The following is a 22,836-nucleotide window of genomic DNA, read 5'->3' on the forward strand; positions in this document are numbered from 1 at the left end:
GCCCCGACCACCCACCGGGGCCGGGCCATAGACCATGGTCCGGTCCCGGCCCCGCCTTGCCTGATCACCCGGTCCCACCGAGCCGACGCGCGTCGGCGGGGCTCGTGGTCTCGAACAGAGTCAGGGCCCGCCCGAGAAAGTCCTCCGCTGCCGTCGCGTCACCGTGCTCCGCGGCGCTCTCCCCCAGCATCTCCAGGGTGCGCGCCTGCCAGAAGGCGGCGCCGGAAGCGGTGAAGACCGCCAACGCCTCGTTCAGCCTCGCCATGCCCTCGGCGTACCCCCCGGCCCGGACACCGGCGCGCCCCAGGAAAGCGAGGGCCCGCGCGGCGTCGTGCGGGTCGTTCACCGCCACCATCGCGGCATGGGCCCGGCTGAAGCAGTCGACCGCCTCGTCCGTGGCACCGGCCGCGAGTGCCACCTCCCCGAGAGTGGTACGGGCGAGAGCCGCACCTCGCGGATAGCCGCAGCCCTCCCACACGGAGATCGCCCCGTTCAGGTATGTCACGGCGTCCGCGGGCCGCCCGGCCTCACGATGGCACGCGCCGAGGCCGAGCAGTGCCTGGCCCTCGTCCCGTACGTCACCTGCTTCGCGCGCGGCCGCGAGAGATTCGAGGTACCAGTCGGCCGCCTCCTCGGTACGGCCGGCGGCACCCAGTCCGATGGCCCCCGAGTTGAGCATCTGGCGCTCGGCCGACCTGTTCCCGGCCCGTCGGGCTGCCTCCAGTCCGATCTCGTGCGCCTCGGTCCACTCGGAGTAATGGCGTAATCGCAGGAAGAGGGGCCACATGGCATCGACGAGCATCCAACTCGTATCGTTCCAGCCGCTGTCAGCGGCGAGCTTCACGCCCGCCAACAGGTGCGTCCGATGGGAGTCGAGCCAGCCGAGCGCAGCGACATCGCCGACGAACGGCAACGGCAGATCCGGCTGGTGGACGTAGGTCCGGGGGAGCGTCAGCTGCAACGGAGTCAGCAGCTCCTGAGCGGCCGTCGCGGCGCTCAGGCACCAGTCGCAGAATCGCCGCAACACCTCTTCCTGGGCAGCGCTCGTGTCGTCCACCCGCGCCCGGTCGTGCGCATGAATCCGTACGAGATCGTGGAAGCGGCAGCTTTCCGGGCCGACGTCCTCCACGAGATTCGCCTCGACCAGCTCGTCCAGACGACGCTCCGACCACTCCGGCGACTCACCGCAGGACGCCGCGGCGATCATCACGTCGAAGGTACGCACGGGGAGCAGGCCGAGCGTCCGGTACAGGCGTGCGGCCCCCTCGCTCAGCACCGCGTACGACTCGTCCAGGGCCTTGTGCACCGAGGTCTCCCCCTCCACTTCGAGCGCGGCAAGACTGCCACCGTGTCCATTCCGGTCCAGGGCTTCGGCAAGAGCGCCGACCGACTGTCTCGGCCGCGTCGCGAGCCGGGCAGATGCCAGGCAGACCGCGAGCGGCAGACCGCCGCAGAGGGTCACCAGACGCCGGACCGCCGCGAACTCGCCCGCCACGCGGTCAGCCCCGATGCCACGGGTGAGCAGCTCGACGCCGGCGTCCGTACCGAGCGCGTCGAGCTGGTGAAAACCCGCTCCCTCCATACGCAGACCGGTCAGCCTGCGCCGGCTGGTGACGGCCACGAGGCCGCCCGGCCCGCCGAGCAGCAGTGGCCGGACCTGGGCAGCTGTGAACGAGTTGTCCAGCATGACCGCGATCTTCCGGTCCGCGGTGAACGACCTCCACAAGGCGGCCAGTTCGACCGCGTCTCCCGCAGGCGGCCCGGCGCCCAAGGCCCGAAGGAACTGGCCGAGGATCTCCGCAGGGCCCACCGGCCCGCCCGCCGAATGTCCACGCAGGTCCGCGTACAGCTGGCCGTCGGGGAATTCGGTGCTCAGCGAACGCAGCCATTTGGACAGCAAGGCAGTTTTGCCGACTCCGGCCGGTCCGCTGACGACGATCAGCGGCAGTCCCGCGTCACGAAGAGCGTTCAGTGATGCGATGTCCTCCAAGCGATTGGTGAAGTGGGTAGGAACGGGAAGAAGTTGACGGGGTGGCGCAGGTCGCGCGGGCGCGGGGTGCGAGGTGTGGACATGAATACCGCCGCGTACCTCACGGGCCTGGACGGTGGGACCGTACAGTCTCGCCTCGCCACTGATCTCATTCCCGTGAGGCCCTTGCGAGCCCGTACTCGAATCACTCATCCATCCGCCCCGCAGATCGATTTTCCAATGACACGGACCCTTTCGGGTTCTACCCCGGAGCGGCTCGGAATGACCATCGGGAATGGGAGCGGATCGCGCCAACTACGGCACCGGTGATGGCGGGATTCGCTGCGTGGTGCCATGCTCGTGGGCCATCCGACGGACCAGCGGAGGCGCTGGTGGAGTTTCAGATTCTCGGACCGGTCGGGCTTCGGCTGAACGGGCATTGGCTGGCGCTCGGATCGGACAAGGAGCGGGTGCTGCTGGCCGCGCTCGCTCTTGATGTGGGCCGCCCTGTCGCGATCAGTGAGCTGATGGAACGACTCTGGGACGGCGATCCGCCCGCACATGCCCGTGAGAACGCGCACACCTATGTCTCCCGCATCCGCCGTCGACTGCGGGCGGCCGGTACGGGGCCCGACGCTCCCACCATCGTCAGCAGAGCACACACGTACACCCTGAGGACCGCGCGCGACTCCGTTGACCGGCAGCGCTTCCAGCACTTCGTCGACACTGCCTTCACCAGCGAAAGTGACACCCGCGCGGTGGAACTGCTGTCCCACGCTGAACAGTTGTGGCAGGGCGAGGCGCTGGCAGGCCTGCCAGGATTCTGGGCCACGACCGTACGGAGGACGCTCGCGGAGACGCGGCTCAGCGCCAGCACGTCACGCATCGCGGCCGGGCTGCGGCTGGGGCGCTTCGCCGAACAGGTCGGCGAGCTGTCCGCGATGGTCGAGCAGCATCCAGGCGACGAGACCCTGCTCGGACAGTTGATGCTCGCGTACTACGGCAGCGGACGGTACGCGGACGCGCTACGGGTCCACCAGAGGGCCCGGCAGTCGCTGATGGCGGAGTACGGGGCTCTCCCCGGCGTCGAGCTGAACACGATCCACCGGGGTGTGCTGGCTCGCGTACCGGCGCGTGAGCTGGCGCACGGGGGTGGTGGAGAGCGAACGCCCGCTCCACTCGCGGCCATCCCTGGTGAGCTTCGTGTTCCTCCGACGCCCGCGCCCGGGGCGCCCTCGCCCGCTGGTCCACCGCCCAAGGCACCGCCGCCCCGGAATCTTCCCCAGCAGCCATCGCTCGTGGGGCGCCGGTCGGAGTTGCAGGCCCTGACCTCGGTGCTCGCCGACAAGGGCAAGGACGGCAAATCGGTCGTCACCGTGAAAGCGGTCAGCGGCATGGCAGGGGCCGGCAAGACCGCCCTGGTCGTCACTGCCTGTCATCTGCTCGCCGAGAAGTACCCGGATGGCCAGCTGTACATCGATCTGTGCGGCCACTCACCCACCCAGGAACCCCTGACCGCGAGGGCGGCGCTGGCGACTCTGCTGAGACTGCTCGGAGCGCCCGCCTTCTCCATTCCGGCGGAATTGGAGGGGCGTACGGCCCTGTGGAGATCGATGCTGGCCGAGCGTCGAGTGGTCGTCATCCTGGACGACGCGACCGGGCCCGAACAACTCGGCCCGCTGCTGCCGAGCGGGTCACAGTCCCTGACGATCATCGCCAGCCGCCGGCATCTCACCGGTATCCCGCAGGCGCTGTCGGTCCCGATCGACGTCCTGCCGAAGGAGGACGCCATCGCTCTCTTCCGCAGTTTCGCGGGAGAGGAGCGTACCCGTGACGTCGTGGACACCGCGCGGATAGTGAAGTTGTGCGGGTATCTCCCCCTCGCGATCGAACTGGTGGCACACCGGTTCCGGACACGTTCGTCCTGGACGCTGGGCGTCCTCGCCGAGCGGCTCGCCCGAAGTCCTGGGCGACTCGCCGAGATTCGCACAGCGGATCAGGAACAGGAGATGACGCGGGCGTTCGCTCTCTCCTACCGGACTCTCACCGCGCAGCAACGGTCCGCGTTCCGCCGCCTCGGGCTCCATCCCGGCCCCGACTTCACCGCCGAGACGGCAGCGGCCCTCCTGGGTCTGCCTCGCGACGTGACGGAGCGGCTGCTCGAAGGCCTGCTGGCGTGTCACCTGCTCAGCGAGCCCGTACCGGACCGCTACCGCTACCACGATCTGCTGCGTGAATATGCGTACGGCCTGTCCCACGCACAGGACAGGGAACGGGAGCGCAGACAAGCCGTCGTCCGACTGACGGACTTCTACATCGCGGCGGCCGACCTCGCGGACCGGAGGGCGTATCCCCGGCGCGTACGTCTGGACGCACCGGCGCCGGGCCTTCCGGCCACTCCGCCTTCTCTGCCGGACCCCGCCGCCGCACGGTCCTGGCTTGCCGCGGAATGCGACAACCTCCTAGCGGTCGAAGATCTCGTCCGTCGCGACGGAGCGCCGGAGCAGGCGGCCCAACTCGCGTCTTTTCTGGCCGGTTTCCTCCAGTCGGCGTGCTATTGGCAGGATGCCAGGAAGCTGCTGCGGCATGCCGTCGCCCACTGGGACCGGACGAACGACAACGAGCCGGCGCTCTGCCACGCACTGATCGACCTCTGCGCGGCGGACGCGAGCATCGGGGGCTACGCCGAGGCCGCGGAGTCGGGGGAACGGGCGCTGGAGCTCGCGCGGGCGCTGGGTGACGGACCTGCCGAGGCCGAGGCGTTACGCGTACTCGGCACGCTGAACTGGCATCTCGGCGAGAACCGCAAGGCTCTCGTTCTGCTCCAGAAATCCCTCGCCATCAAATCGCTCTCGGGCGATATCTGGGACATCGCACGGAGCCGCAACAACGTGGCGGTTTCCATGCTGTTCCTCGGACAGCGGAATGGGGCACTCGAACACTTCCGCGGCGCTCTGGCCGGATTTCGAGACGCGGGCGACAGAACCGCGTCCGCCCAGACACTCAACAATATAGGCGAATTACAGATGCAGGCCGGTGAGTCACTGTCGGCCCGTCACTCTTTCGAGGAATCCCTCTCATTCTTGGAGACCGAAGGAAACCGATATGACCGTGCGACCGTGCGCAGGAATCTCGCCGAATCTCTGACGGAGTCGGGTGAGTCCGCAGCAGCCCTCTCACTGTTCAGTGAAGCGCTTCTGGAATTCCGGTCTCTCGCCGACCGCAAAAGCCAGGCCGAGACCCTGGTCGGGATCGGCGAAGCCCAATGGCGGCTGGGGAACGTCGAGGGATCCGTCCGCCATTTCCACAAAGCACTGAAGATCGCACAGGACATCGGAACGGCACACCACGAGGTCCAGGCCCTACGCGGCCTCGGGCGCGCGGACCTGGCAGGGGGCCGCCCGGATGCCGCGACGGCCCGTCTGCGAACAGCGGTGGCCATCGCATCCCGCACCCAGGACGTCGACGAGGAAGCTGCCGCACGGACTCTGCTGGCGGAGGTCCGACTCGCCGCGGGAGATACGGATGATGCGCGCATGACATTGCGTCGCGCATTCGAATTGGTCCGCCACCAAGACAGCGTTGATGCGCGTAGAATTTCCCGCCGCCTGAATTACATCGAACATATAAACGACTCGGGACCACGCGCCCGACCCGTGACGCACGACGAGTAGGGCAAGCCTCGAAAATGCATATGCCAAAATAGGCAAACCAGTTCGACACTGCTAGCCTTCCTGATCACTCAACCAGGAAGGATCTACGTACGTGCGCAATGTTCTGGCGGTCACTACCCTCGTTTGTCTGGCCGCCTTGGCAACAGGGGCGATAGCCCTGCAGAACGGCTGCATAATGATCTGAGGCAGTCGGCCCCATCCGGGCAGGACCTGGGCTCCGGGCGTCACACCCGGAGCCCATGGATTGATCAGCGGCAGTGGCAGCATACTGCCTCCGCCCCAGCCGGCCGGACACGCGTGCGAGCTCGTCGAGGAGGACTCCGGGCGCAGCGTTCACATCACCGGCCCGGACGGCGTCGTCCTTCAGATCCAGGAGATCGACGCCGGCACCATGCGGTGTTCGCGGTCGCTGCCGTGACACGTCGTCGCTATGTTCCCCGCCAACCCGGCGTGGTAGCTCCCTAGAAGAGGTCGTACGGGTCCTGCCTCACGCGGTCGTAGACCGACCGCAGCCACGGCTGACGGACCGCGGGCAGACGTGCCAGCGTGTGGAGGAATACCTCCCGGTCGGGCTGGAACAGCACGTGGGGGTACGGCGGCAGGGGGTCGTCGCGGAGGATGCCGTCGGGCATTCCGCCTGTCGCGGGGACCGGTAGCGGGTCGTGGGGGAAGGCCATCCATCGCCACACATCGGCGTCCAGCGGTACCGCCTCCGCGGCGCCCGGCGGCTGCCACGGTTCGCCGGTACGGGGATGGCGTGGGACCAGGGCGATGTCGGGAGCGGGGTCCGAGGCCGGCAGACCCGCCGGTCCGGCAAGGGCCACTCTCTTCGCCGACGGACGCGATCGGCCCAACGGTGCCAACGGTGCCAATGACCCCGACGGCCGCGGCGGGAGCAGTACTTCGAGTGCGCGGCCGAACGTCTGGGCGACGATGCCGTCAGGGACCGTTGGCGGAGCGCCCGCCGAGGCAGCCAGCAGGTGTGCCAGTGTCGCGCCGGCCGCCGCCGTCCACCGGGGGCTCCACTGGCCGGACGGCTCGACCGGCGGCGTGGATTCCCACTCCTGCGCCGGCGCCTCCCGATCGGGCCTCCCGCCCGTGGGGTCTGCGGCGGGAACGCGGTGTACGGCGTCCGGTGCGAGCCATACCGCCTGCCACAGGGAACAGTCGTCGATGCGGGTCGCCACCGGCTGACCGCATCGGCCACACGCCAGGTTCGGGCCGTCGCGCCCGTCCAGACCCAGGCAGTAGCCGTCGCAGCGCTCCGGAATCAGGACCGTGCCCCGTGTGTCGCCGGGGGCGACGACCACCGCTCCCGGTGCGCCGAGGGACAGCGCGTGGACCGGTGCGTAGATGCCTCGGGCTTCCGCCTCCTCCGGCCCGACCTGGCTCCACGGCCGCCACGGCGGACCGGAGGGCTCGGGATCGACGGCGTACGTCCCCGGTTCCATCAGTGCGGGGAGCATCTCGTGTCCGTACCGGTGGTGGGCGCGGGACGGGAGCGCGACCCGCGTCACCGGGGCCGTCAGCACGTCACCGCACCGCGCACACGCGAACACGTCCGCCATCCCGCCCGCACCTCCGCCTCGTCCCGGCCCCGGCCCCGGCCCCGCACTCTCGGATCATTCCGGCTCGGCACCCGTTGGCCAACCGGCTTTCCGCCGTCGACCCCAGATCGATTGTTGACCGATCGTTCTGCATTCGTCTACGGTCTCCGACGTGGCCAGGACCAAGGAATTCGATCCGGACGCCGCGTTGCAGTCGGCCCTTGAGCTGTTCTGGCGGCGCGGCTACGAAGCGACGTCGATCGCCGACCTCGTCGAGCATCTCGGCATCGGTCGCGCCAGCATCTACGCCACCTTCGGCAACAAGCACGAGCTGTACCTGAAAGCCCTGGACCGGTACGCGGAGGAGCGCGACCCGCTCCTCCTCGCCGAGTTGTCCGCGCCGGGGCCCGCGCTGCCCGCCGTGCGCGCGGTGGTACGCCGCTTCGCCGCGGAGGCCACCTCCGCCCCGGACCGGTCGAACGGCTGCCTCATCACCAACACGGCCGCCGAACTGGCCCCGCACGACCCCGCGGCCGCCCGCCGGGTCGAGGTCAGCTGGGAACACTTCGAGACCTTGCTGCAGTCGTCGCTCGCACGGGCGCGGGCCCAGGGCGAGCTGCCGGAGGACCGTGATCCGCGTGCGCTGGCCCGCATGCTGCTCGTCCTCATGCAGGGCGTACGGGTCGTCGGCAAGACGTCCGGCGATCCCGCCCGGGTGCGGGACGCGGCGGAGCAGGCCCTGACCCTGCTGGACCGAGGCACCAACGCCTGAGCCGCGCGACCGGATCGGCTCGCGCACCGCGGCCCGAGAGAGCCCTCTCGCGCGTCTGAATAGTGGAACGAACGGTCAAGAATCCACCGTCCATAGGAGTTGCCGAACAATGAATCGCTTCACTGGCAGGACCGCGCTCGTCACCGGTGCGGGATCGGGTCTCGGGCGCGCGATCGCGCTCGCCTTCGCCGCCGAGGGCGCGTCCGTCGTCGCCGCGGGGCGCACCGCCGCCTCCCTGGACGAGACGGTCGGCCTCATCGGGGCGGCCGGCGGCACGGCTGCTGCCGTCACGGTCGACGTCACCGACCCGGACCGGCTCCGGGACCTCGTACGCGAGAGCGTCACCCGCTTCGGCGGGCTCGACATCGCGGTCAACAACGCCGGAATACTCCGGGGCGCCGTTCCTGTCGGAGACGTGAGCGAGGAGGACTGGGACGCGGTACTGCGGACCAACGTCACCGGCGTCTGGCTGGCCATGAAGCACGAGATCGCCCACATGAAGGAGAACGGTGGCGGGGTCATCGTCAACATCGCCTCCAACCTCGGCGCGCACCTGCGCATCCCGAACCTCGCCGCGTACATCACGTCGAAGGCAGCGGTCTCCGCGCTGACCCGCGCCGCCGCTCTCGACCACATCCACCAGGGCATCCGCATCAACGCGGTCAGCCCGGGTGCTTCCGCCGCCCCCATGTCGCTGCTGCCGGGCGAGACCGACTCGGACCGGGCCGAGCGGGTCAAGTCGCAGAACCCGCTCGGCCGGGTCGCGGAGGCCGGGGAAGTGGCGGCCGCCGTGCTCTACCTCGCCTCGCCGATGGCCGGTGCGGTGGTCGGCACCGACCTGGTCGTCGACAGCGGGGCGTCGGCCTGACGGGGCTCCTCCCGGCGGACGTCCCCGGCCACACGGCTCGTCCCGGCGCACGCCTTGACCTCAAGCGCACTTGATGACTGAGAGTCGACGTCCATGACGCGCTTCCTGGATCTCGTCCACCCTGCCGCCGGAACAGCCCTGATGAGCGAGTGGCTCACCGGGACCGCCGAACGCTCCCGCCTGGCCGCCGACACGTTGAAGGACGAGTGGGCGGCAGCCGAGACGCCTGCCGGGCGCCTGGCGCAGCATGTCTTCCTCTCCACCGACGGCACCGGTCTCCTCTTCTACGCACAGTGGGCCAGCGATGAGGACCACCTCGCCTGGGCCCGCGCCCACCGTGCCGGGGCCGTCAGCCGCATCGACACGCTCGTGCCCGGCATCGAACGCCCCGGACTGACCCGCACCCGGCTCACCCGCAGCGTCGTTCACGACGCGGATCGGCCGGTCGGCGTCTACGTCGTCAGCACGGTGGCGGTGGGCGACGGCGGCCTGGAAGCCGCCGTCGCCCCGGTGCCGGGGCTGCTCGCCGCGCACGTCCACCTGACACCGGACGGCGAACGGGCCGTGGTCGTCGCGGAATGGACCGACGCCGCCGCCTCCGGTGGCGTCGGCCACCGGAGGTACACGCTCCACCACGCGTTCGAGGACGACCGCCCCTGAGTCCACAGACCCGAAGGGAGTTGCCCGGCTCCACGGGCGGCGCCCGCTGTCAGTGCCCCCTGCTGTGATGGCGGAAGGAATCGACGGCGTACAACGACGACGTACAACACGGAGGCGGAACAGTGGGTACGTGGGGCGCGGGCAACTTCGACAGCGACACGGCGGCGGACCATCTCGCGGAGCTGGCCGAACGGCTGGTCGCCGAGGTGACGGAGGCGATGGGCGGCGATCCGGTGGAGCTGGAACCGGACGAGTACTGGGGAGTGGCCGTCCCCTGCAACCTTGAACTGCTGCTCGTCCTGCACCGCCAGGGCTGGGTCGGCGTGACCCTCCCGCCGCCCGAGGTGATCCGGACCTGGCGGGAGACGTTCCTCGCGGTGTGGGAGCGGACGATCGACGGGCTGGAGCCGAAGCCCGCGTACAAGGACGCGCGCAGGGCGGTACTCAACGAGACGTTCGAGCGGCTGGCCGAGGCGTCGGCGGCAACAGCGGCTGCGGGGTAACGGCGGCGGCGTAACGGCCGGGTAGCGGCGGCTGTTACGGCGGACGGGCCGTCAGTCCGAGGTCTTCCGTTCGGATCCAAACGGAAGACCCTAGGTGAAGCACGCCAGGATCATCGGCAGGTCCTGGAGCCACTGCCTGAGGCGGCTCCGTCTGCGGGCCGCCAGCAGACACGGGTGGGCCGTGCCGTCGTGGAGGTGGACGACGACACGGAGGTGCTTGGGGCCCTCGGGCGCGTACTGGACCGTTCTGATCTCGTCCCAGCCGAACTGCAGCGACCTGAACCGGAAGTCGATCGTCACGCCCACTTCGTCGATCATGAGCGCGCTGTCCGGCGCGACCGCCAGGAAGCTGAGGTCGCCGGGCGGCGGCGCTCCGCCCCCACCCCCGTACCCGTAGCCGTTTCCGTAGCCCGCCGGGGGCTGCTGCTGCATCGGGGCGGGGATGTGCGGCGCATGGGGCGGCTGAGGGGGAATGGCCACCGTGGGGGAATACCGCGCGGTGGCCGGTGCGATCAGGTCCAGCAGGTGCCCCAGCGTCGGCCGTTGGTCCGGGCTCTTCGCCAGGCACGACGCCACGACCGGGCGCAGGCCGTCCGGTACGGCGGTCAGGTCGGGGGCCTCGTGCACCGAGCGGTACATCATGCCCATCGGCGTACCCGCCCCGAACGCGCTGCCGCCCGCCGCCGCCACGAGCACGGCGCCCAGGGCGAACACATCGGCGGCGGGGCCCACTTCCTGGCCCTGCGCCTGTTCCGGCGCCAGGAACCCCGGGGTGCCGAAGGCCATTCCGGTGGCCGTCAGGCGGGGTGACTCCAGGGCCCTCGCGATGCCGAAGTCCAGGACCCTCGGGCCGTCCGACGCCATGATGATGTTTCCGGGCTTCAGGTCGCGGTGCACCAGACCGCAGCGGTGGATCGCCTCCAGCGCCTCGGCGAGCGCCGCGCCCAGCTGCCGCAGCCGCGCCTCGCCCATCGGCCCCTCGGCGTCGAGCAGTCCGGCGAGCGTCGGACCCGGTACGTAGGCGGTGGCCAGCCAGGGCGCTTCCGCCGCCGGGTCCGCGTCCACCACGGGGGCCGTGTGGAAGCCGCCCACGCTGCGCGCCGCCGCGACCTCGGCGCGGAACCGCTCCCGGAAGTGCGGGTCGGACGCCAGCTCCGGGCGCGCCACCTTCACCGCGACCGCGCGGCCGCCCCGCGAGCGGGCCAGATAGACGGTGCCCATCCCGCCGGCGCCCAGCTCCCGCTCCACGGCGTACCCGCCGATGTGTTCCGGCAGGCCCGCGCCGTCTTCCCCGTACCTCATACGCTGTACGCCCCTCCCGAACCCGGCGCCCAGTATGACGCAGGGCAACCCGTCCCTCACGGCTGTCCCGCCGCAGTGGCGCGAACTGCCGGGGAGGCGGACCGGGGAGACGGGCCGGGGAACGCGGACCGGGGAACGCGGATGTAACGTTTTCCGGCGCGGCTCCCAAGAAGAGGTGTAAGCGATCGCATCTTCCGATCCGTCCTGAGGAGCATTCCGTGCCAGCGGACCGTACGGCAGCACCACCCGCACGTGACCCAGCGGGGTTCGCGGCGTTCTACGAGCAGCAGTTCGACGCCGTGCTCGGCTTCGTCACCCGCCGCGTCGACAACCCCCACCTCGCCGCCGACCTGACGGCGGACATCTTCGTGGCCGCCCTGGAGAGCGCACACACCTACGACGCGCGGCGCGGCGTACCGGTCGCCTGGCTCTACGGCATCTCCCGCAACGTCCTGCACGCCCACTTCCGGGGCAGCGTCCGTGAGCAGCGGGCGGTGGCCCGGATCCGCGGGCACCGGCTGCTGGACGAGCAGGACCTCGGCGCCATCGAGGCACGGATCGACGCCGATCGCGCCGCCCGGCACATGGCGTCCGCCCACGCCGCGCTGTCCGAACCGCTGCGCAGGGTGCTGGACCTGGTCGCCCTGGACGGGCTGACCGTCCGCGAAGCGGCCCAGGCGCTCGGCATCACCGTGACCGCCGCCCGGGTACGGCTGCACCGCGCCCGCAAGGCGCTGCGCGGCACCGCTCCGAGCCGTCCCGCCCACCGCGAAGCCCACAGCGAAGCCCTCTTGGAGGCCGCACAGTGAACGCCCCCCTGCACTTCAAGGAAGAGCTCGCCCGCGAGCTGGCCGACCACGCCGCCACGCTGCCCGCCGCCACCGGACGGCGCGTTCCGGTCCGGCACCACGCGCCGCTCCGCCGGGTGGCGTTCACCGCGGGCCTCGCCGCCGTCGGCGCGGCGGTGGTGGTCGCGCTGCCGCTGCTGTCCGGTCCGCATGACGCGACACAGGCCACTCCGGCACCGCCCGCCTCCGCCACGAAGGGATCGCCGACGCCGCGCACCGGCGAGGGTGCCCGCCTGGACATCACCAACGCCGACTACGCCGTGAAGTCGGGACCGGGCGGCACCGTCTCCGTCCAGTTGTTCCGCCGCAAGGGCGCCCCCGGGCTCCAGGCCACGCTGCGCAAGGCCGGTGTGCCCGCCGCCGTCATGACGCCCTCGGCCTCGTGCCACGCCACGTTCCACAGTGACCACGCCAATCTCAAGGCGCTCGACAAGGTCCTTCCGAACGACAAGGTGAAGCGGAACTCGCGCGGGATCTACCACGTGATCAACCCCGCCGCGATCCCCGAGGGGGACCATCTCGTCTTCATCGTCACGTCCAGCGGCCCCGATCTGCAGATGGTGGAGGCCACCCTGTCCCGGCAACTGCCCACGTGCCTGCCGGCCGCATAAAGGCCCCACATACAGGCACCACATACAGGCCCCGCACGAAGAGGCCCCGCACGAGGTTGACTCGTGCGGGGCCTTCGGGAAGCGGCCGGGGGCCGGGCGCTTCAGCAGGGAGGGGCTTGAGCGCGGGAGGGCTTGAGCGCGGGAGGGCTTGGGCGGCCTGTTACCGGACGGGGAAGCCGAAGGTGTACCCCTGCTCCTTGAGCCAGGGCAGCACCTCGCGCAGTGCGGCGAGGGTCTCGGCGCGGTCGCCGCCCGCGTCGTGGAAGAGGATGGTCGGCCCGTTGGAGATCTCGCTCTTCACGGTGGCGACGATCGCGGCCACGCCGGGGTGCTCGAAGTCCTTGGTGTCGACGTTCCAGCCCAACGGCCGCATCCCCCGCGACGCGGCGAGGTGCCGGCTGTACGGGGTGAAGGCGCCGCCCGGGGCCCGGTAGTACTGCGGCCGGACGCCGCCGGACGCCTTGGTGATCATGCGCTCGGCGTCCAGGATCTGCTGGGACTGGTAGGCCTCGGACTTGTGGTCCATGGCGGTGTCGTGCGAGACGGTGTGGTCGCACAGCCGGTGCCCGCCCGCCACGACCGCCTTGACGAGGTCCGGGTGGGCCTGGGCCTGGGTGCCGACCATGCAGAACGTGGCCTTGACGCCGCTCTCCTTCAGGAGCTGGAGCACCTGCGGGGTCCAGGTCGGGTCGGGCCCGTCGTCGATGGTGATGTTGACGCCACGGGCGCCTCGGTCGGAGGCGTGCGCGATGTCCTCCGCGACCTTGCCGACGGGCCCGTTGGCCGGGGCACTGGCCCGCGCCTGCGGCTGCCGCCCTCCGGTGGTGTCGGCCTGCGCGGTCCACACCGAGGTGGCCGCGGCCACCGCCGTCACGCCGAGCGCCGCCGCGAGGAGCCTGCTGTGCCATGCCCTTCCCTTGTGCTTCGCCATGTCCGCCCACCCCTTTGTTGTCCGCGCCGATGCCCTGCCCCTATGAAGACACACGAACGCACCGGCAAGATCCCCCCGTTACGGACCGCGGACAAAGCTGCAGGGGGGCGGCGACAAACGCAGGCGATCCGCGACAGGTTCCCGGGCCCGTCCTGGCGGTCCGGTAGCGTCGTTGGGCATGACAGCCGATCAGTTCGACATAACCAACGAGCGGGACACCCTCTGCGGCTTCCTCGACAAGCAGCGCGCCGGTCTGCTCCGGAAGGCCGAGGGGGTGTCCGACGCCGACGCCCGCCTGACGCCGACGGTCAGTTCACTGTCCCTGATGGGTCTGCTCAAGCACTCGGCGCTCTGGGAGCGCCGGTGGTTCCAGGTCGTCGTCGCGGGGCGGGTGTTCCCCGGCGAGTGGCCGGAGACGGCGGAAGAGGGCTGGTTCGAAGAGGACTTCCGCGTCGATGAGCGGGACACGGTCAAGCACTGGGCGGCGTACTACGAGGAGCAGGCGGCCATCTCGCGGGAGATCGCCGCGGGCCTCCCGCTGGACACTCCGTGCGCGTACGCCGAACAATCGCATTGGAATCTGCGCTGGGTCCTGCACCACATGATCGAGGAGACGGCCCGGCACGCGGGCCATGCCGACATCATCCGCGAGACGATCGACGGACGTACCGGCATCTACTGACGGGCCTCCGGGCCGGCAGCCCCTCCGTCGGCCCGGCCGACAGCGTCTCCGCCGGCCGGGGCCGGTACGGGGAAGAAGCGGCGGGCGGCCAGGGCCACATGGACCAGGCCGATCAGGACGGGCACTTCGATGAGCGGGCCCACGACCCCGGCGAGGGCCTGGCCGGAGGTGACGCCGAAGGTGGCGATGGCGACCGCGATGGCCAGCTCGAAGTTGTTGCCGGCCGCGGTGAACGCCAGGGTCGCCGTCTTCGGGTAATCCAGTCCGACGGCCCGCCCGACCACCATGGACCCGGCCCACATGACCGCGAAGTACACGAGCAGCGGCACGGCGATCCGGACGACGTCGAGCGGCTCGGACGTGATGGCGTCGCCCTGGAGGGCGAAGAGCACGACGATCGTGAACAGCAGGCCGTAGAGGGCGAACGGTCCGATACGGGGCAGCAGTCGCGCCTCGTACCAGGTGCGCCCCCTGGCCTTCTCGCCGATCCGGCGGGTGAGGTATCCGGCCAGCAGGGGGATGCCCAGGAAGATCAGCACGGAGCGGGCGATCTCCCACACGGAGACGTCGAGGGTGGTCTGCTCCAGGCCGAGCCAGCCGGGCAGCACGCTCAGGTAGAACCACCCGAGCAGGCTGAACGCGGCCACCTGGAACACGGAGTTCAGGGCGACAAGGACCGCCGCGGCCTCCCGGTCGCCGCAGGCCAGGTCGTTCCAGATGACGACCATCGCGATGCAGCGGGCGAGGCCGACGATGATCAGGCCGGTGCGGTACTCCGGCAGGTCCGGCAGCAGGAGCCAGGCGAGCGCGAACATCAGGGCCGGGCCGGCGATCCAGTTCAGGACCAGCGACGGGATCAGCAGGCGGCGGTCCCGGGTGACCGTATCGAGACGGTCGTAGCGCACCTTGGCCAGGACCGGGTACATCATCACGAGCAGGCCGAGCGCGATCGGCAGCGAGACCCCGGTGACCGTCACCCTCGCTAGCGCGTCCCCCAGCCCCGGGACGAGCCGGCCCAGGCCGAGCCCGGCGGCCATCGCGAGGAGGATCCACCCGGCGAGGAAGCGGTCCAGGAACGACAGCCGCCCGGCGACCGGCCCGGACTCAGGGGTGCCTGTCCGGCCGCCCCGGCCGCCGATACCGGGGCCCGTCCCCGTACCCGTACCTGCGCCCGTCCCCGTCCCCGTCCCCGTACTCATGAGGCCGTTCCGGCGGGGCGGGTGAGGACGGCGGCCAGCTGGTCGGTCGTCTCCGGCAGAAGCCGGTAGTACACCCAGGTGCCGCGCCGCTCGGAGCCGATCAGCCCGGCCTGCTTCAGCAGCTTGAGGTGGTGGGAGATCGTCGGCTGGGACAGCTCGAAGGCGGGAGTGAGGTCGCAGACGCAGATCTCCCCTCCCGCGCGGGAGGCGATCATCGACAACAGCCGCAGCCGCACCGGGTCGCCCAGGGCCTTGAACACCTTCGCCAGCGCCTCCGCCCGGTCCTCGGCCAGCGGGGCGGTCAACAGGGTGGGGCAGCACTCACCGGCGTCGTCCTGGCCGAGGACCACAAGCTCTTGTTTCGACATGCTTCTATGTTGACGTTTTTCGATCCAAGGTGCAAGCTTGAATCGACTGAGACCGATACAGCCTGATCAGGGAGATCGTCATGTCCCGTGCCCAGCTCGCGCTCAATGTCGCCGACCTCGAAGCTTCGGTGGCCTTCTACTCCAAGCTGTTCGGCGTCGAGCCCGCCAAGCGGCGCCCCGGCTACGCGAACTTCGCGATCGCCGCCCCGCCCCTCAAGCTCGTCCTCATCGAGGGCGAACCCGGCCAGGAGACCCGCCTGGACCACCTCGGCGTCGAGGTCGACTCCACCGAGGAGGTCACCGCAGCCACCACCCGGCTCAAGGACGCCGGGCTCGCCACCTTCGAGGAGAACGACACCTCCTGCTGCTACGCCCTCCAGGACAAGGTGTGGGTCCACGGCCCCGGCCAGGAGCCGTGGGAGGTCTACGTCGTCAAGGCCGACGCGGAGCAGATGGGCAAGAGCCCGGCCCTGGACGGCTGCACCTGCTCGTAAAGCCGTATCCGTAGCCGTAGCCATATCCGTAGCTGGATCCGTAGCCGTATCCGTAGCCCCGGCTCAGCGGAAGGTTCCGCCGAACCAGGCCAGCAGGCGCGCCTTCTCCTCGCAGTCGGGGAGCGTGTCGGCCGCCAGGTGGTCGCTGTACCGCACGACCCTCGGCGGCCCCTCGCACCGCGACGGCAGGACGGGTTGGCCCAGGTACCAGCCGGACGCGAATACGGCGGCGAACGCGGCGGCGAGGACGACTACGGCTCTCGCGCCGCGCGGGGTGGTCCGGACGGGTATCGGCAGGGGCATGGCGGGCGAGCCTACCGGCCGGGGCGTTCATCCCTCGAACGCCCCGGCCGGCCTCAACGCCCTTGCGGGGAAGCCTCCGTACGCTTCCCCTGCCGTGGGCCCGTTACGGGACGAGCTTGAGCAGCTTGTTCGGGGAGCCGGATCCGACGCCCGTCAGGACGCCCGATGTCGCGCCGTTCACGAGTGCCGAGGCCACGGCGGCCGGGGAGGCGCCGGGGTGGTTCGTCAGGTAGACCGCTGCCGCACCGGAGACGTGCGGAGCGGCGAAGGACGTGCCGTCGCCGGTGTAGGTGGCGGTGTCCGAGCTGTTCCAGCCGGCGGTGATGCCGGAGCCCGGGGCGAAGATGTCCACCGTGGAGCCGTAGTTCGAGTAGCTCGCGCGGGCGTCGGTCCGGGTCGTCGCGCCGACGGTGATGGCGGTGGCGACGCGGGCGGGGGAGTAATTGGCGGCCGGCGCACCCGAATTGCCCGCCGCGATGGAGTACGTGACCCCGGACGCGATGGACTTGCGCACCGCGTCGTCCAGCGTGGTGCTGGCACCGCCGCCGAGCGACACGTTCGCGACGGACGAGGCGACGTGGTTGGCGGTGATCCAGTCGACCCCGGCGATGACCCCGGCGGTGGTACCGGAGCCGTCGTTGCCGAGGACCCGCACGGCGACGATCTTCGCCTTCTTCGCCACCCCGTAGGTGCTTCCCGCGACGGTCGTGGCCACGTGGGTGCCGTGGCCGTAACCATCCTGGGCGGTGGTGTCGTTGTCGACGAAGTCGTAGCCGTACGAGGCCCGGCCGCTGATCTCCTGGTGGGTGATGCGCACCCCGGTGTCCAGGACGTAGACGGTGGTGCCGCCGCCCGCCGAGTCCGGGTAGGTGTACGTGCCGCTCAGCGGCAGGTTCGGCTGGTCGATGCGGTCGAGTCCCCAGGGGGCGTTGCTCTGGGTGGCGGTCGCGTGGACCTTCTGGTCCTGCTCGACCGAGGCGACGGCCGGGTCGGCGGCCAGCCGCCTGGCCTCGGTGCTGCTGAGAGCCGCGGCGTAGCCGTTCAGCGCCGATGAGTAGGTGCGCTCGATCCGGCCGCCGTAGCCGGCTATGAGCTGCTTTCCGGCGGTCGCGGACGCCTTCAGCCCGGCCGACTGCTTCAGCGTGACGATGTAGCTTCCGGGTACCGCCTCCGCGGAACCGGCGTGCAGGACTCTGCCCTCGGGCGCGGCCGCCTGGGCGGGTAAGGCCGCACCGACCGCGGCTGCCAGGGCCACGGTCGTCGTCGTGGCGATCAGCGCGGCGATCCGCCGCCGGGTGTTGCGCAGTGCTGCCATCGTGAGGTCCTCCTCTGACGGTGGCGCGAGGGGGTACACGCGCCATGGGTTGCGGTGTACGGGGTCCGTACGCCGCAACCCGACGATGGCGCGGTGGATTCGGGCCGGGCAAGGAATCCCGACGCGCTGGCATGACCTCGTCACACTGTTGACGGTGCGTCAACTCGCCGTAACACAAGGCAATGCGGCCGTCGCGCCAAGTGCACGCCGATCCCGCCCCCGTTCCCGAGCGCCGTCAGCCCCCGAGCGCCGTCAGCCCCCGCGCGGCGGCTTCCGCAGGGTCCGGGCGAGGCCTACGAGCACGCCATCGACCTGCCGCCCGCACCGCCGTCCCCCTCCCGCCGGGCCTCGCACGAGACCTTGGCCACATCGGGCCGGGAGGGGATGCCGGGGGCGCACGCGGCTGTTGGGGAAGGGGAGACACCCTCCGCTTACGAACAGGACTCCCCGTGACAGACGTGACCGCCGACCGCGCAGCAGACACCCTCTCCCGCCCGTTCGCCGTACGCGGGCTCACCTCCCGCAATCGGATCGCCATGGCACCGATGACCAGGCAGTTCTCCCCCGGCGGCGTCCCCGGCGAGGACGTGGCGGACTACTACGCGCGGCGGGCCGCCGGCGGCGTCGGGCTGATCGTCACCGAGGGCACCTACATCGACCACAGCTCGGCGGGCACCAGCGACCGGGTCCCCCGGTTCCACGGCGAGGACGCCCTCGCGGGCTGGGCGCGGGTCGCGGACGCCGTGCACCGGGCGGGCGGCGCGGTCATCCCGCAGCTGTGGCACGTGGGCGTCACCCGCACCGAGGGCGCCCCGCCGGTCGCGGACGCCGAGCCGGTCGGCCCCTCGGGGATCTCGCTGACCGGTGAGCCCAAGGGCCGCGCCATGACGCAGCAGGACCTCGACGACGTCATCGCCGCGTTCGCCGGTGCGGCCGCCGACGCCGAGCGGCTCGGCTTCGACGGCATCGAACTGCACGGCGCGCACGGCTACTTGATCGACCAGTTCCTGTGGTCCGGCAGCAACCGCCGTACCGACGCCTACGGCGGCGACCTCGTCGCACGGACCCGGTTCGCGGCGGAGATCGTGGCGGCCTGCCGCGCCGCCGTGTCGGACGCCTTCCCGATCGTCTTCCGCATGTCCCAGTGGAAGGCGGACGCCTACGAGGCGAAGCTCGCACAGACGCCCGCGGAACTCGACTCCCTGCTCACCCCGTTGACCGAGGCCGGGGTCGACGTCTTCCACGCCTCCACCCGCCGCTACTGGCTGCCGGAGTTCGACGACTCCGACCTGAACCTCGCCGGATGGGTGAAGAAGATCAGCGGCAGGCCGACGATCACGGTCGGCTCTGTCGGCCTGGACGGCGACTTCTTCGGCGCCTTCCAGGGCAACAGCCCCACGGTCACCGGCATCGGGCAGCTGCTGGAGCGGATGGAGCGCGACGAGTTCGACATGGTCGCCGTCGGCCGGGGGCTGATCGGGGACCCCGAGTGGGCCGCGAAGACCCTCGCGGGCCGCACGGGCGACATCACGCCGTTCGACGCGGAGATGCTGCGGACCCTGCACTGACCGACTGACCGACTGACCGACCGACCGACAGCCGCCACCCCGCCCGGACCACCCCCTAGGGTGGTCCGGGTGGGTGTCAGCGGGGTAGTGCGAGCGGGTACGGGTGACGTCGGTGAGCGGCTGCGGGCGGACCGGGGCGGTGAACCGGCCGCCCCGCCCTGGTGGCGGCGCCATCTCGTGCCGCTCGTCGCGGTCGCCGTCGTGGTGCCGCTGTACGTGTGGTGGGCGGCCGTCCTCGCCACCGGGGGCGGCGACCTGGCCGCGCAGCTCGCCTGGTCGGGGTTCACCGCCCGGCACCCGGGCTCCGCGTACAACCTCTCCTGGTACGGCGGCATCCACACCGCCGGGTACAGCGTCTTCTCCTCTTACCTGATGGCCTTCCTCGGGGTCCGCACGGTCTCGGTGGCCGCGGGGATCGCCGGATCATGGCTCGTCGCCCTGCTGTTCGTCCGCACCGGGATGCGCCGGCCGCTCGCCCCGGCGGTGCTCGCTTCGCTGGCCGTGTGGTGCAACGTCGCCTCCGGGCGTACGACGTTCGCGCTGGGCGTCGCGATCGGGCTCGTCGCCTGCCTGTACGCGCACCGCACCGTGATCCCGCTCGTGGCCGGGGCGCTGGCGGCGATGGCCAGTCCGGTGGCGGGGCTGTTCCTCGTGGTGGCGGGGGCGGCGTACCTCCTGGACCGGCAGTGGCGCAGGGGCGTCGTCCTGATCGTGCCGTTCTTCGTCGTCGTGGGCGCGGTCGCGCTGCTCTTCCCCGGCGAGGGCGAACAGCCCATGGCCCGGGGCCGGCTGTGGATGCCGCTCATCATCTGCGCCGCGCTGGCCCTCGCGGCGCCGATCGGCCGCCGGTGGCGCGTCACCCGCTACGGCGCCGTGGTGTACGCCGTCGGCGTCGTCCTGGTCTTCCTCGTCGCCTCCCCGATCGGGACGAACGTGGAACGACTCCTCGGTCTCGTCGCCGTCCCCGTACTCCTCGCGGCGCTCCTGGAGCTCGTCCGGGAGCGGAACTGGACGCGTGCGGTCGTGATCGCCGTGGCCCTCGGGCTGTCCGCCAACTGGCTGGTCGACAAGACCCTGGACGACCTCCGGGTCTCCAACGACGTGCCCGCCTGGGCCGCCCGCACGGACGGCGTCGTCAACGAGCTGCGCCGGCTCGGCGCCGACCGGACACGGGTGGAGGTCGTCCCCGCCCGCAACCACCGCGAGGCGACCGTGCTGGCCCGCCACGTGAACATGGCACGCGGCTGGAACCGACAGCTCGACGTGGAGCGCGGGCGCCTCTTCTACGACGGGACGCTGTCCCCGGCCACCTACCGTGCCTGGCTGGACCGCTGGGCCGTGGGGTACGTCGTGCTGCACCACGGGAAGCCCGACGGCCCCGCGGAGGCGGAGGCGGCCCTGGTGCGCGGCGGGCAGCCGTGGCTGCGGCGGGTGTGGCGGGACGACGGCTGGACCGTCTACCGGGTTCGCGACGCGGTCCCCCTGGTACCGGCACCGGCCTCCGTGGTGCGCGGCGGCGAGGCCGATCTGGTGGTCCGGGTACCGGAGTCGGGCTCGCTGACCGTACGGCTCGCGTACTCGCCGTGGCTGCGGGCCCGCGAGGTCGGCGGGCACGGCGCCCGCGGCTGCCTACGGCAGAACGGCGACTGGACGGAGCTCACCGTGCCCAGGGGCGGCACCTACCGGCTGGACTCCGTCTACAGCCTGTCCCGGTCCCCCGGCGGCTGCTGAGCCCAGCCCCCTCCCGTAGCCGGGGTGGTGAGATTTCGGCAACCACCCCGCAATGAAATATCGCGGAAACACCAGGGTCCTCGTTACGAAACGCGCGCCGGTCACGCTCTCCGACAGCTCTGCGACAGCCCTCTGTCGCCCGACTGCCGACCGAACCGCACGCCGTACCGAGGAGGGAACCCCGAGTGACCCCCGTGACTCTGGCCGCGGCAGGCCTCGACACAGGCGACACCGCCTGGCTGCTGGCCGCCACCGCGCTCGTTCTGCTGATGACTCCGGGTCTGGCGCTGTTCTACGGCGGCATGGTCCGCACGAAGAGCGTCCTGAACATGCTGATGATGAGCTTCGTGTCGATCGCGCTGGTCACGGTCGTCTGGCTGCTCGCGGGCTACTCGCTGGCCTTCGACGGCGACGCGTTCGGCGGGCTCGTCGGCGGCCTCGGCCACCTGGGCATGGCGGGCATCGGCCCCGGCACGCTCACCGGCAGCGTCCCGACCCTGCTGTTCACTACCTTCCAGCTGACGTTCGCGATCGTCACTGCCGCCCTGATCAGCGGCGCGATCGCGGACCGTACGCGGTTCGCCGGCTGGCTCGTCTTCGTACCGGTGTGGACGCTGCTCGTATACGCTCCCGTCGCCCACTGGGTGTGGGGGCCCGGCGGCTGGATCAAGGACTCGCTCGGCGCGCTGGACTTCGCCGGCGGGCTGGTGGTCGAGATCGCGTCCGGGGCGTCCGGGCTGGCGCTGGCGCTGGTGGTCGGCCCGCGCATCGGGTTCAAGAAGGACGCGATGCGCCCGCACAACCTGCCCATGGTGATGCTCGGCGCCGGACTGCTCTGGTTCGGCTGGCTCGGCTTCAACGGCGGCTCCGCCCTCGGTGCCAACGGGCTGGCGGCGGCCTCGATGCTCAACACGCTCGTGGCCGGCTGCACCGGACTGCTCGGCTGGCTCTTCGTCGAGCAGAGGCGCGACGGCCACCCCACCACCTTCGGCGCGGCGTCGGGAGCCGTCGCCGGGCTGGTGGCGATCACCCCCGCCTGCGGCACGGTCGGCATCGTGGGCGGCGCGGCGGTCGGGCTCACGGCGGGCGTCGTCTGCTCGTACGCCGTCGGCTGGAAGTTCCGGTTCGACTACGACGACTCGCTGGACGTGGTCGGCGTCCACTTCGTCGGCGGCATCGTCGGCACCCTGCTCATCGGCCTGTTCGCGACCACCACGATGACCGGCGGACCGGAGGGACTGTTCTACGGGGGCGGCGCGGCCCAGCTCGGCCGGCAGTCCGTCGCCGTCCTCGCCGTGGCGGCGTACACCTTCCTCATGACGTACGGGATCGGCAAGGCGATCGACCGGCTGATGGGCCTGCGGGCCTCGGCCGAGGAGGAGCTCACCGGCCTCGACCAGACGCTGCACGCCGAGAGCGCCTACGACCACGGCGCCCTCGGCCACGGCGCGGCGCTCGCCACCGAGGCCCGTCCGCCGCGCAGGCCCTAAG

The 22,836-nt window shown here is 71.1% G+C and carries 20 protein-coding genes; 12 read left to right on the top strand and 8 right to left on the bottom strand.

What is annotated here, in order from left to right; genetic code table 11:
• Positions 1–64: 64 nt before the first annotated feature.
• Positions 65–2,182 (bottom strand): tetratricopeptide repeat protein, encoded by a 2,118-nt coding sequence (locus ACFVQ0_RS15055; protein ID WP_390088070.1) that lies wholly within the window; start codon positions 2,180–2,182, stop codon positions 65–67.
• 179 nt (positions 2,183–2,361) lie between these two features.
• Between ACFVQ0_RS15055 and ACFVQ0_RS15060 the strand changes: the two genes are divergently transcribed.
• Positions 2,362–5,643 carry a tetratricopeptide repeat protein gene (locus ACFVQ0_RS15060; RefSeq protein WP_390088071.1) on the top strand — a complete coding sequence of 1,094 codons (3,282 nt, stop codon included), beginning with the start codon at positions 2,362–2,364 and terminating at the stop codon, positions 5,641–5,643.
• Positions 5,644–6,104: 461 nt separating this feature from the next.
• Here ACFVQ0_RS15060 and ACFVQ0_RS15065 read toward each other — a convergent pair whose 3' ends face one another.
• Positions 6,105–7,211: a hypothetical protein gene (locus ACFVQ0_RS15065; protein WP_390088073.1), complete on the bottom strand. Its 1,107-nt coding sequence runs from the start codon at positions 7,209–7,211 to the stop codon at positions 6,105–6,107.
• 151 nt (positions 7,212–7,362) lie between these two features.
• Here ACFVQ0_RS15065 and ACFVQ0_RS15070 point away from each other — a divergent pair, with 151 nt between their 5' ends.
• The 4 genes from ACFVQ0_RS15070 to ACFVQ0_RS15085 all read left to right on the top strand — a co-directional run bounded on the left by ACFVQ0_RS15070 (position 7,363) and on the right by ACFVQ0_RS15085 (position 9,993).
• Entirely contained in the window at positions 7,363–7,962 is a 600-nt protein-coding gene (locus tag ACFVQ0_RS15070; protein WP_390088075.1) for a TetR/AcrR family transcriptional regulator, read from the top strand.
• A 109-nt stretch (positions 7,963–8,071) separates the two neighbouring features.
• Positions 8,072–8,830, top strand: coding sequence for an SDR family NAD(P)-dependent oxidoreductase (locus tag ACFVQ0_RS15075; protein ID WP_390088077.1), 759 nt, complete (start codon positions 8,072–8,074; stop codon positions 8,828–8,830).
• A gap of 93 nt (positions 8,831–8,923) precedes the next feature.
• Positions 8,924–9,490: an antibiotic biosynthesis monooxygenase gene (locus ACFVQ0_RS15080; RefSeq protein ID WP_390088080.1), complete on the top strand. Its 567-nt coding sequence runs from the start codon at positions 8,924–8,926 to the stop codon at positions 9,488–9,490.
• Positions 9,491–9,612: 122 nt separating this feature from the next.
• Positions 9,613–9,993: a DUF4259 domain-containing protein gene (locus ACFVQ0_RS15085; RefSeq protein ID WP_390088081.1), complete on the top strand. Its 381-nt coding sequence runs from the start codon at positions 9,613–9,615 to the stop codon at positions 9,991–9,993.
• Positions 9,994–10,083: 90 nt separating this feature from the next.
• Here the strand turns inward: ACFVQ0_RS15085 and ACFVQ0_RS15090 are convergent, their stop codons facing one another.
• Positions 10,084–11,295, bottom strand: a complete 1,212-nt coding sequence (locus tag ACFVQ0_RS15090) for a serine/threonine-protein kinase (protein WP_390088083.1) — start codon at positions 11,293–11,295, stop codon at positions 10,084–10,086.
• 218 nt (positions 11,296–11,513) lie between these two features.
• Between ACFVQ0_RS15090 and ACFVQ0_RS15095 the strand changes: the two genes are divergently transcribed.
• Together ACFVQ0_RS15095 and ACFVQ0_RS15100 are read left to right on the top strand one after the other, a co-directional pair.
• Positions 11,514–12,104, top strand: a complete 591-nt coding sequence (locus ACFVQ0_RS15095) for an RNA polymerase sigma factor (protein ID WP_390088084.1) — start codon at positions 11,514–11,516, stop codon at positions 12,102–12,104.
• Positions 12,101–12,754 (top strand): hypothetical protein, encoded by a 654-nt coding sequence (locus ACFVQ0_RS15100; protein WP_390088086.1) that lies wholly within the window; start codon positions 12,101–12,103, stop codon positions 12,752–12,754. Before ACFVQ0_RS15095 ends, ACFVQ0_RS15100 begins: the two co-directional genes overlap by 4 nt.
• A 160-nt stretch (positions 12,755–12,914) precedes the next feature.
• Here ACFVQ0_RS15100 and ACFVQ0_RS15105 read toward each other — a convergent pair whose 3' ends face one another.
• Complete coding sequence (locus ACFVQ0_RS15105; RefSeq protein ID WP_390088088.1) at positions 12,915–13,685, bottom strand: polysaccharide deacetylase family protein; 771 nt, start codon at positions 13,683–13,685, stop codon at positions 12,915–12,917.
• Positions 13,686–13,863: 178 nt separating this feature from the next.
• Here ACFVQ0_RS15105 and ACFVQ0_RS15110 point away from each other — a divergent pair, with 178 nt between their 5' ends.
• Entirely contained in the window at positions 13,864–14,367 is a 504-nt protein-coding gene (locus ACFVQ0_RS15110; protein WP_390088090.1) for a DinB family protein, read from the top strand.
• Here the strand turns inward: ACFVQ0_RS15110 and arsB are convergent.
• The gene (gene arsB, locus ACFVQ0_RS15115; RefSeq protein ID WP_390088092.1) at positions 14,361–15,566 is read right to left on the bottom strand and encodes an ACR3 family arsenite efflux transporter; all 1,206 of its coding nucleotides are present in this window, start codon (positions 15,564–15,566) and stop codon (positions 14,361–14,363) included. The genes ACFVQ0_RS15110 and arsB overlap by 7 nt on opposite strands.
• Positions 15,563–15,934: an ArsR/SmtB family transcription factor gene (locus ACFVQ0_RS15120; RefSeq protein WP_390088094.1), complete on the bottom strand. Its 372-nt coding sequence runs from the start codon at positions 15,932–15,934 to the stop codon at positions 15,563–15,565. Before ACFVQ0_RS15120 ends, arsB begins: the two co-directional genes overlap by 4 nt.
• 80 nt (positions 15,935–16,014) lie before the next feature.
• Between ACFVQ0_RS15120 and ACFVQ0_RS15125 the strand changes: the two genes are divergently transcribed.
• A complete protein-coding gene (locus ACFVQ0_RS15125; RefSeq protein WP_390088096.1) occupies positions 16,015–16,428 on the top strand; it encodes an ArsI/CadI family heavy metal resistance metalloenzyme in 414 nt (137 codons plus the stop codon).
• A gap of 63 nt (positions 16,429–16,491) precedes the next feature.
• Here ACFVQ0_RS15125 and ACFVQ0_RS15130 read toward each other — a convergent pair whose 3' ends face one another.
• Both ACFVQ0_RS15130 and ACFVQ0_RS15135 read right to left on the bottom strand, forming a co-directional pair.
• On the bottom strand, positions 16,492–16,731 hold the full coding sequence (locus ACFVQ0_RS15130; protein ID WP_390088098.1) for a hypothetical protein: 240 nt from the start codon (positions 16,729–16,731) through the stop codon (positions 16,492–16,494).
• 103 nt (positions 16,732–16,834) lie between these two features.
• Complete coding sequence (locus ACFVQ0_RS15135; protein WP_327337782.1) at positions 16,835–18,046, bottom strand: S8 family peptidase; 1,212 nt, start codon at positions 18,044–18,046, stop codon at positions 16,835–16,837.
• A gap of 449 nt (positions 18,047–18,495) precedes the next feature.
• On the opposite strand from ACFVQ0_RS15135, the gene ACFVQ0_RS15140 reads away from it, so the two are divergent.
• The 3 genes from ACFVQ0_RS15140 to ACFVQ0_RS15150 all read left to right on the top strand — a co-directional run bounded on the left by ACFVQ0_RS15140 (position 18,496) and on the right by ACFVQ0_RS15150 (position 22,835).
• On the top strand, positions 18,496–19,614 hold the full coding sequence (locus ACFVQ0_RS15140) for an NADH:flavin oxidoreductase (protein WP_390088100.1): 1,119 nt from the start codon (positions 18,496–18,498) through the stop codon (positions 19,612–19,614).
• A 177-nt stretch (positions 19,615–19,791) separates the two neighbouring features.
• A complete protein-coding gene (locus ACFVQ0_RS15145; protein WP_390088846.1) occupies positions 19,792–21,345 on the top strand; it encodes a hypothetical protein in 1,554 nt (517 codons plus the stop codon).
• Positions 21,346–21,530: 185 nt separating this feature from the next.
• Positions 21,531–22,835, top strand: a complete 1,305-nt coding sequence (locus ACFVQ0_RS15150; RefSeq protein WP_390088102.1) for an ammonium transporter — start codon at positions 21,531–21,533, stop codon at positions 22,833–22,835.
• The last annotated feature ends 1 nt before the right edge of the window (position 22,836 follow it).

The organism is Streptomyces sp. NPDC057900 (assembly GCF_042887885.1).
Lineage (GTDB): Bacteria > Actinomycetota > Actinomycetes > Streptomycetales > Streptomycetaceae > Streptomyces.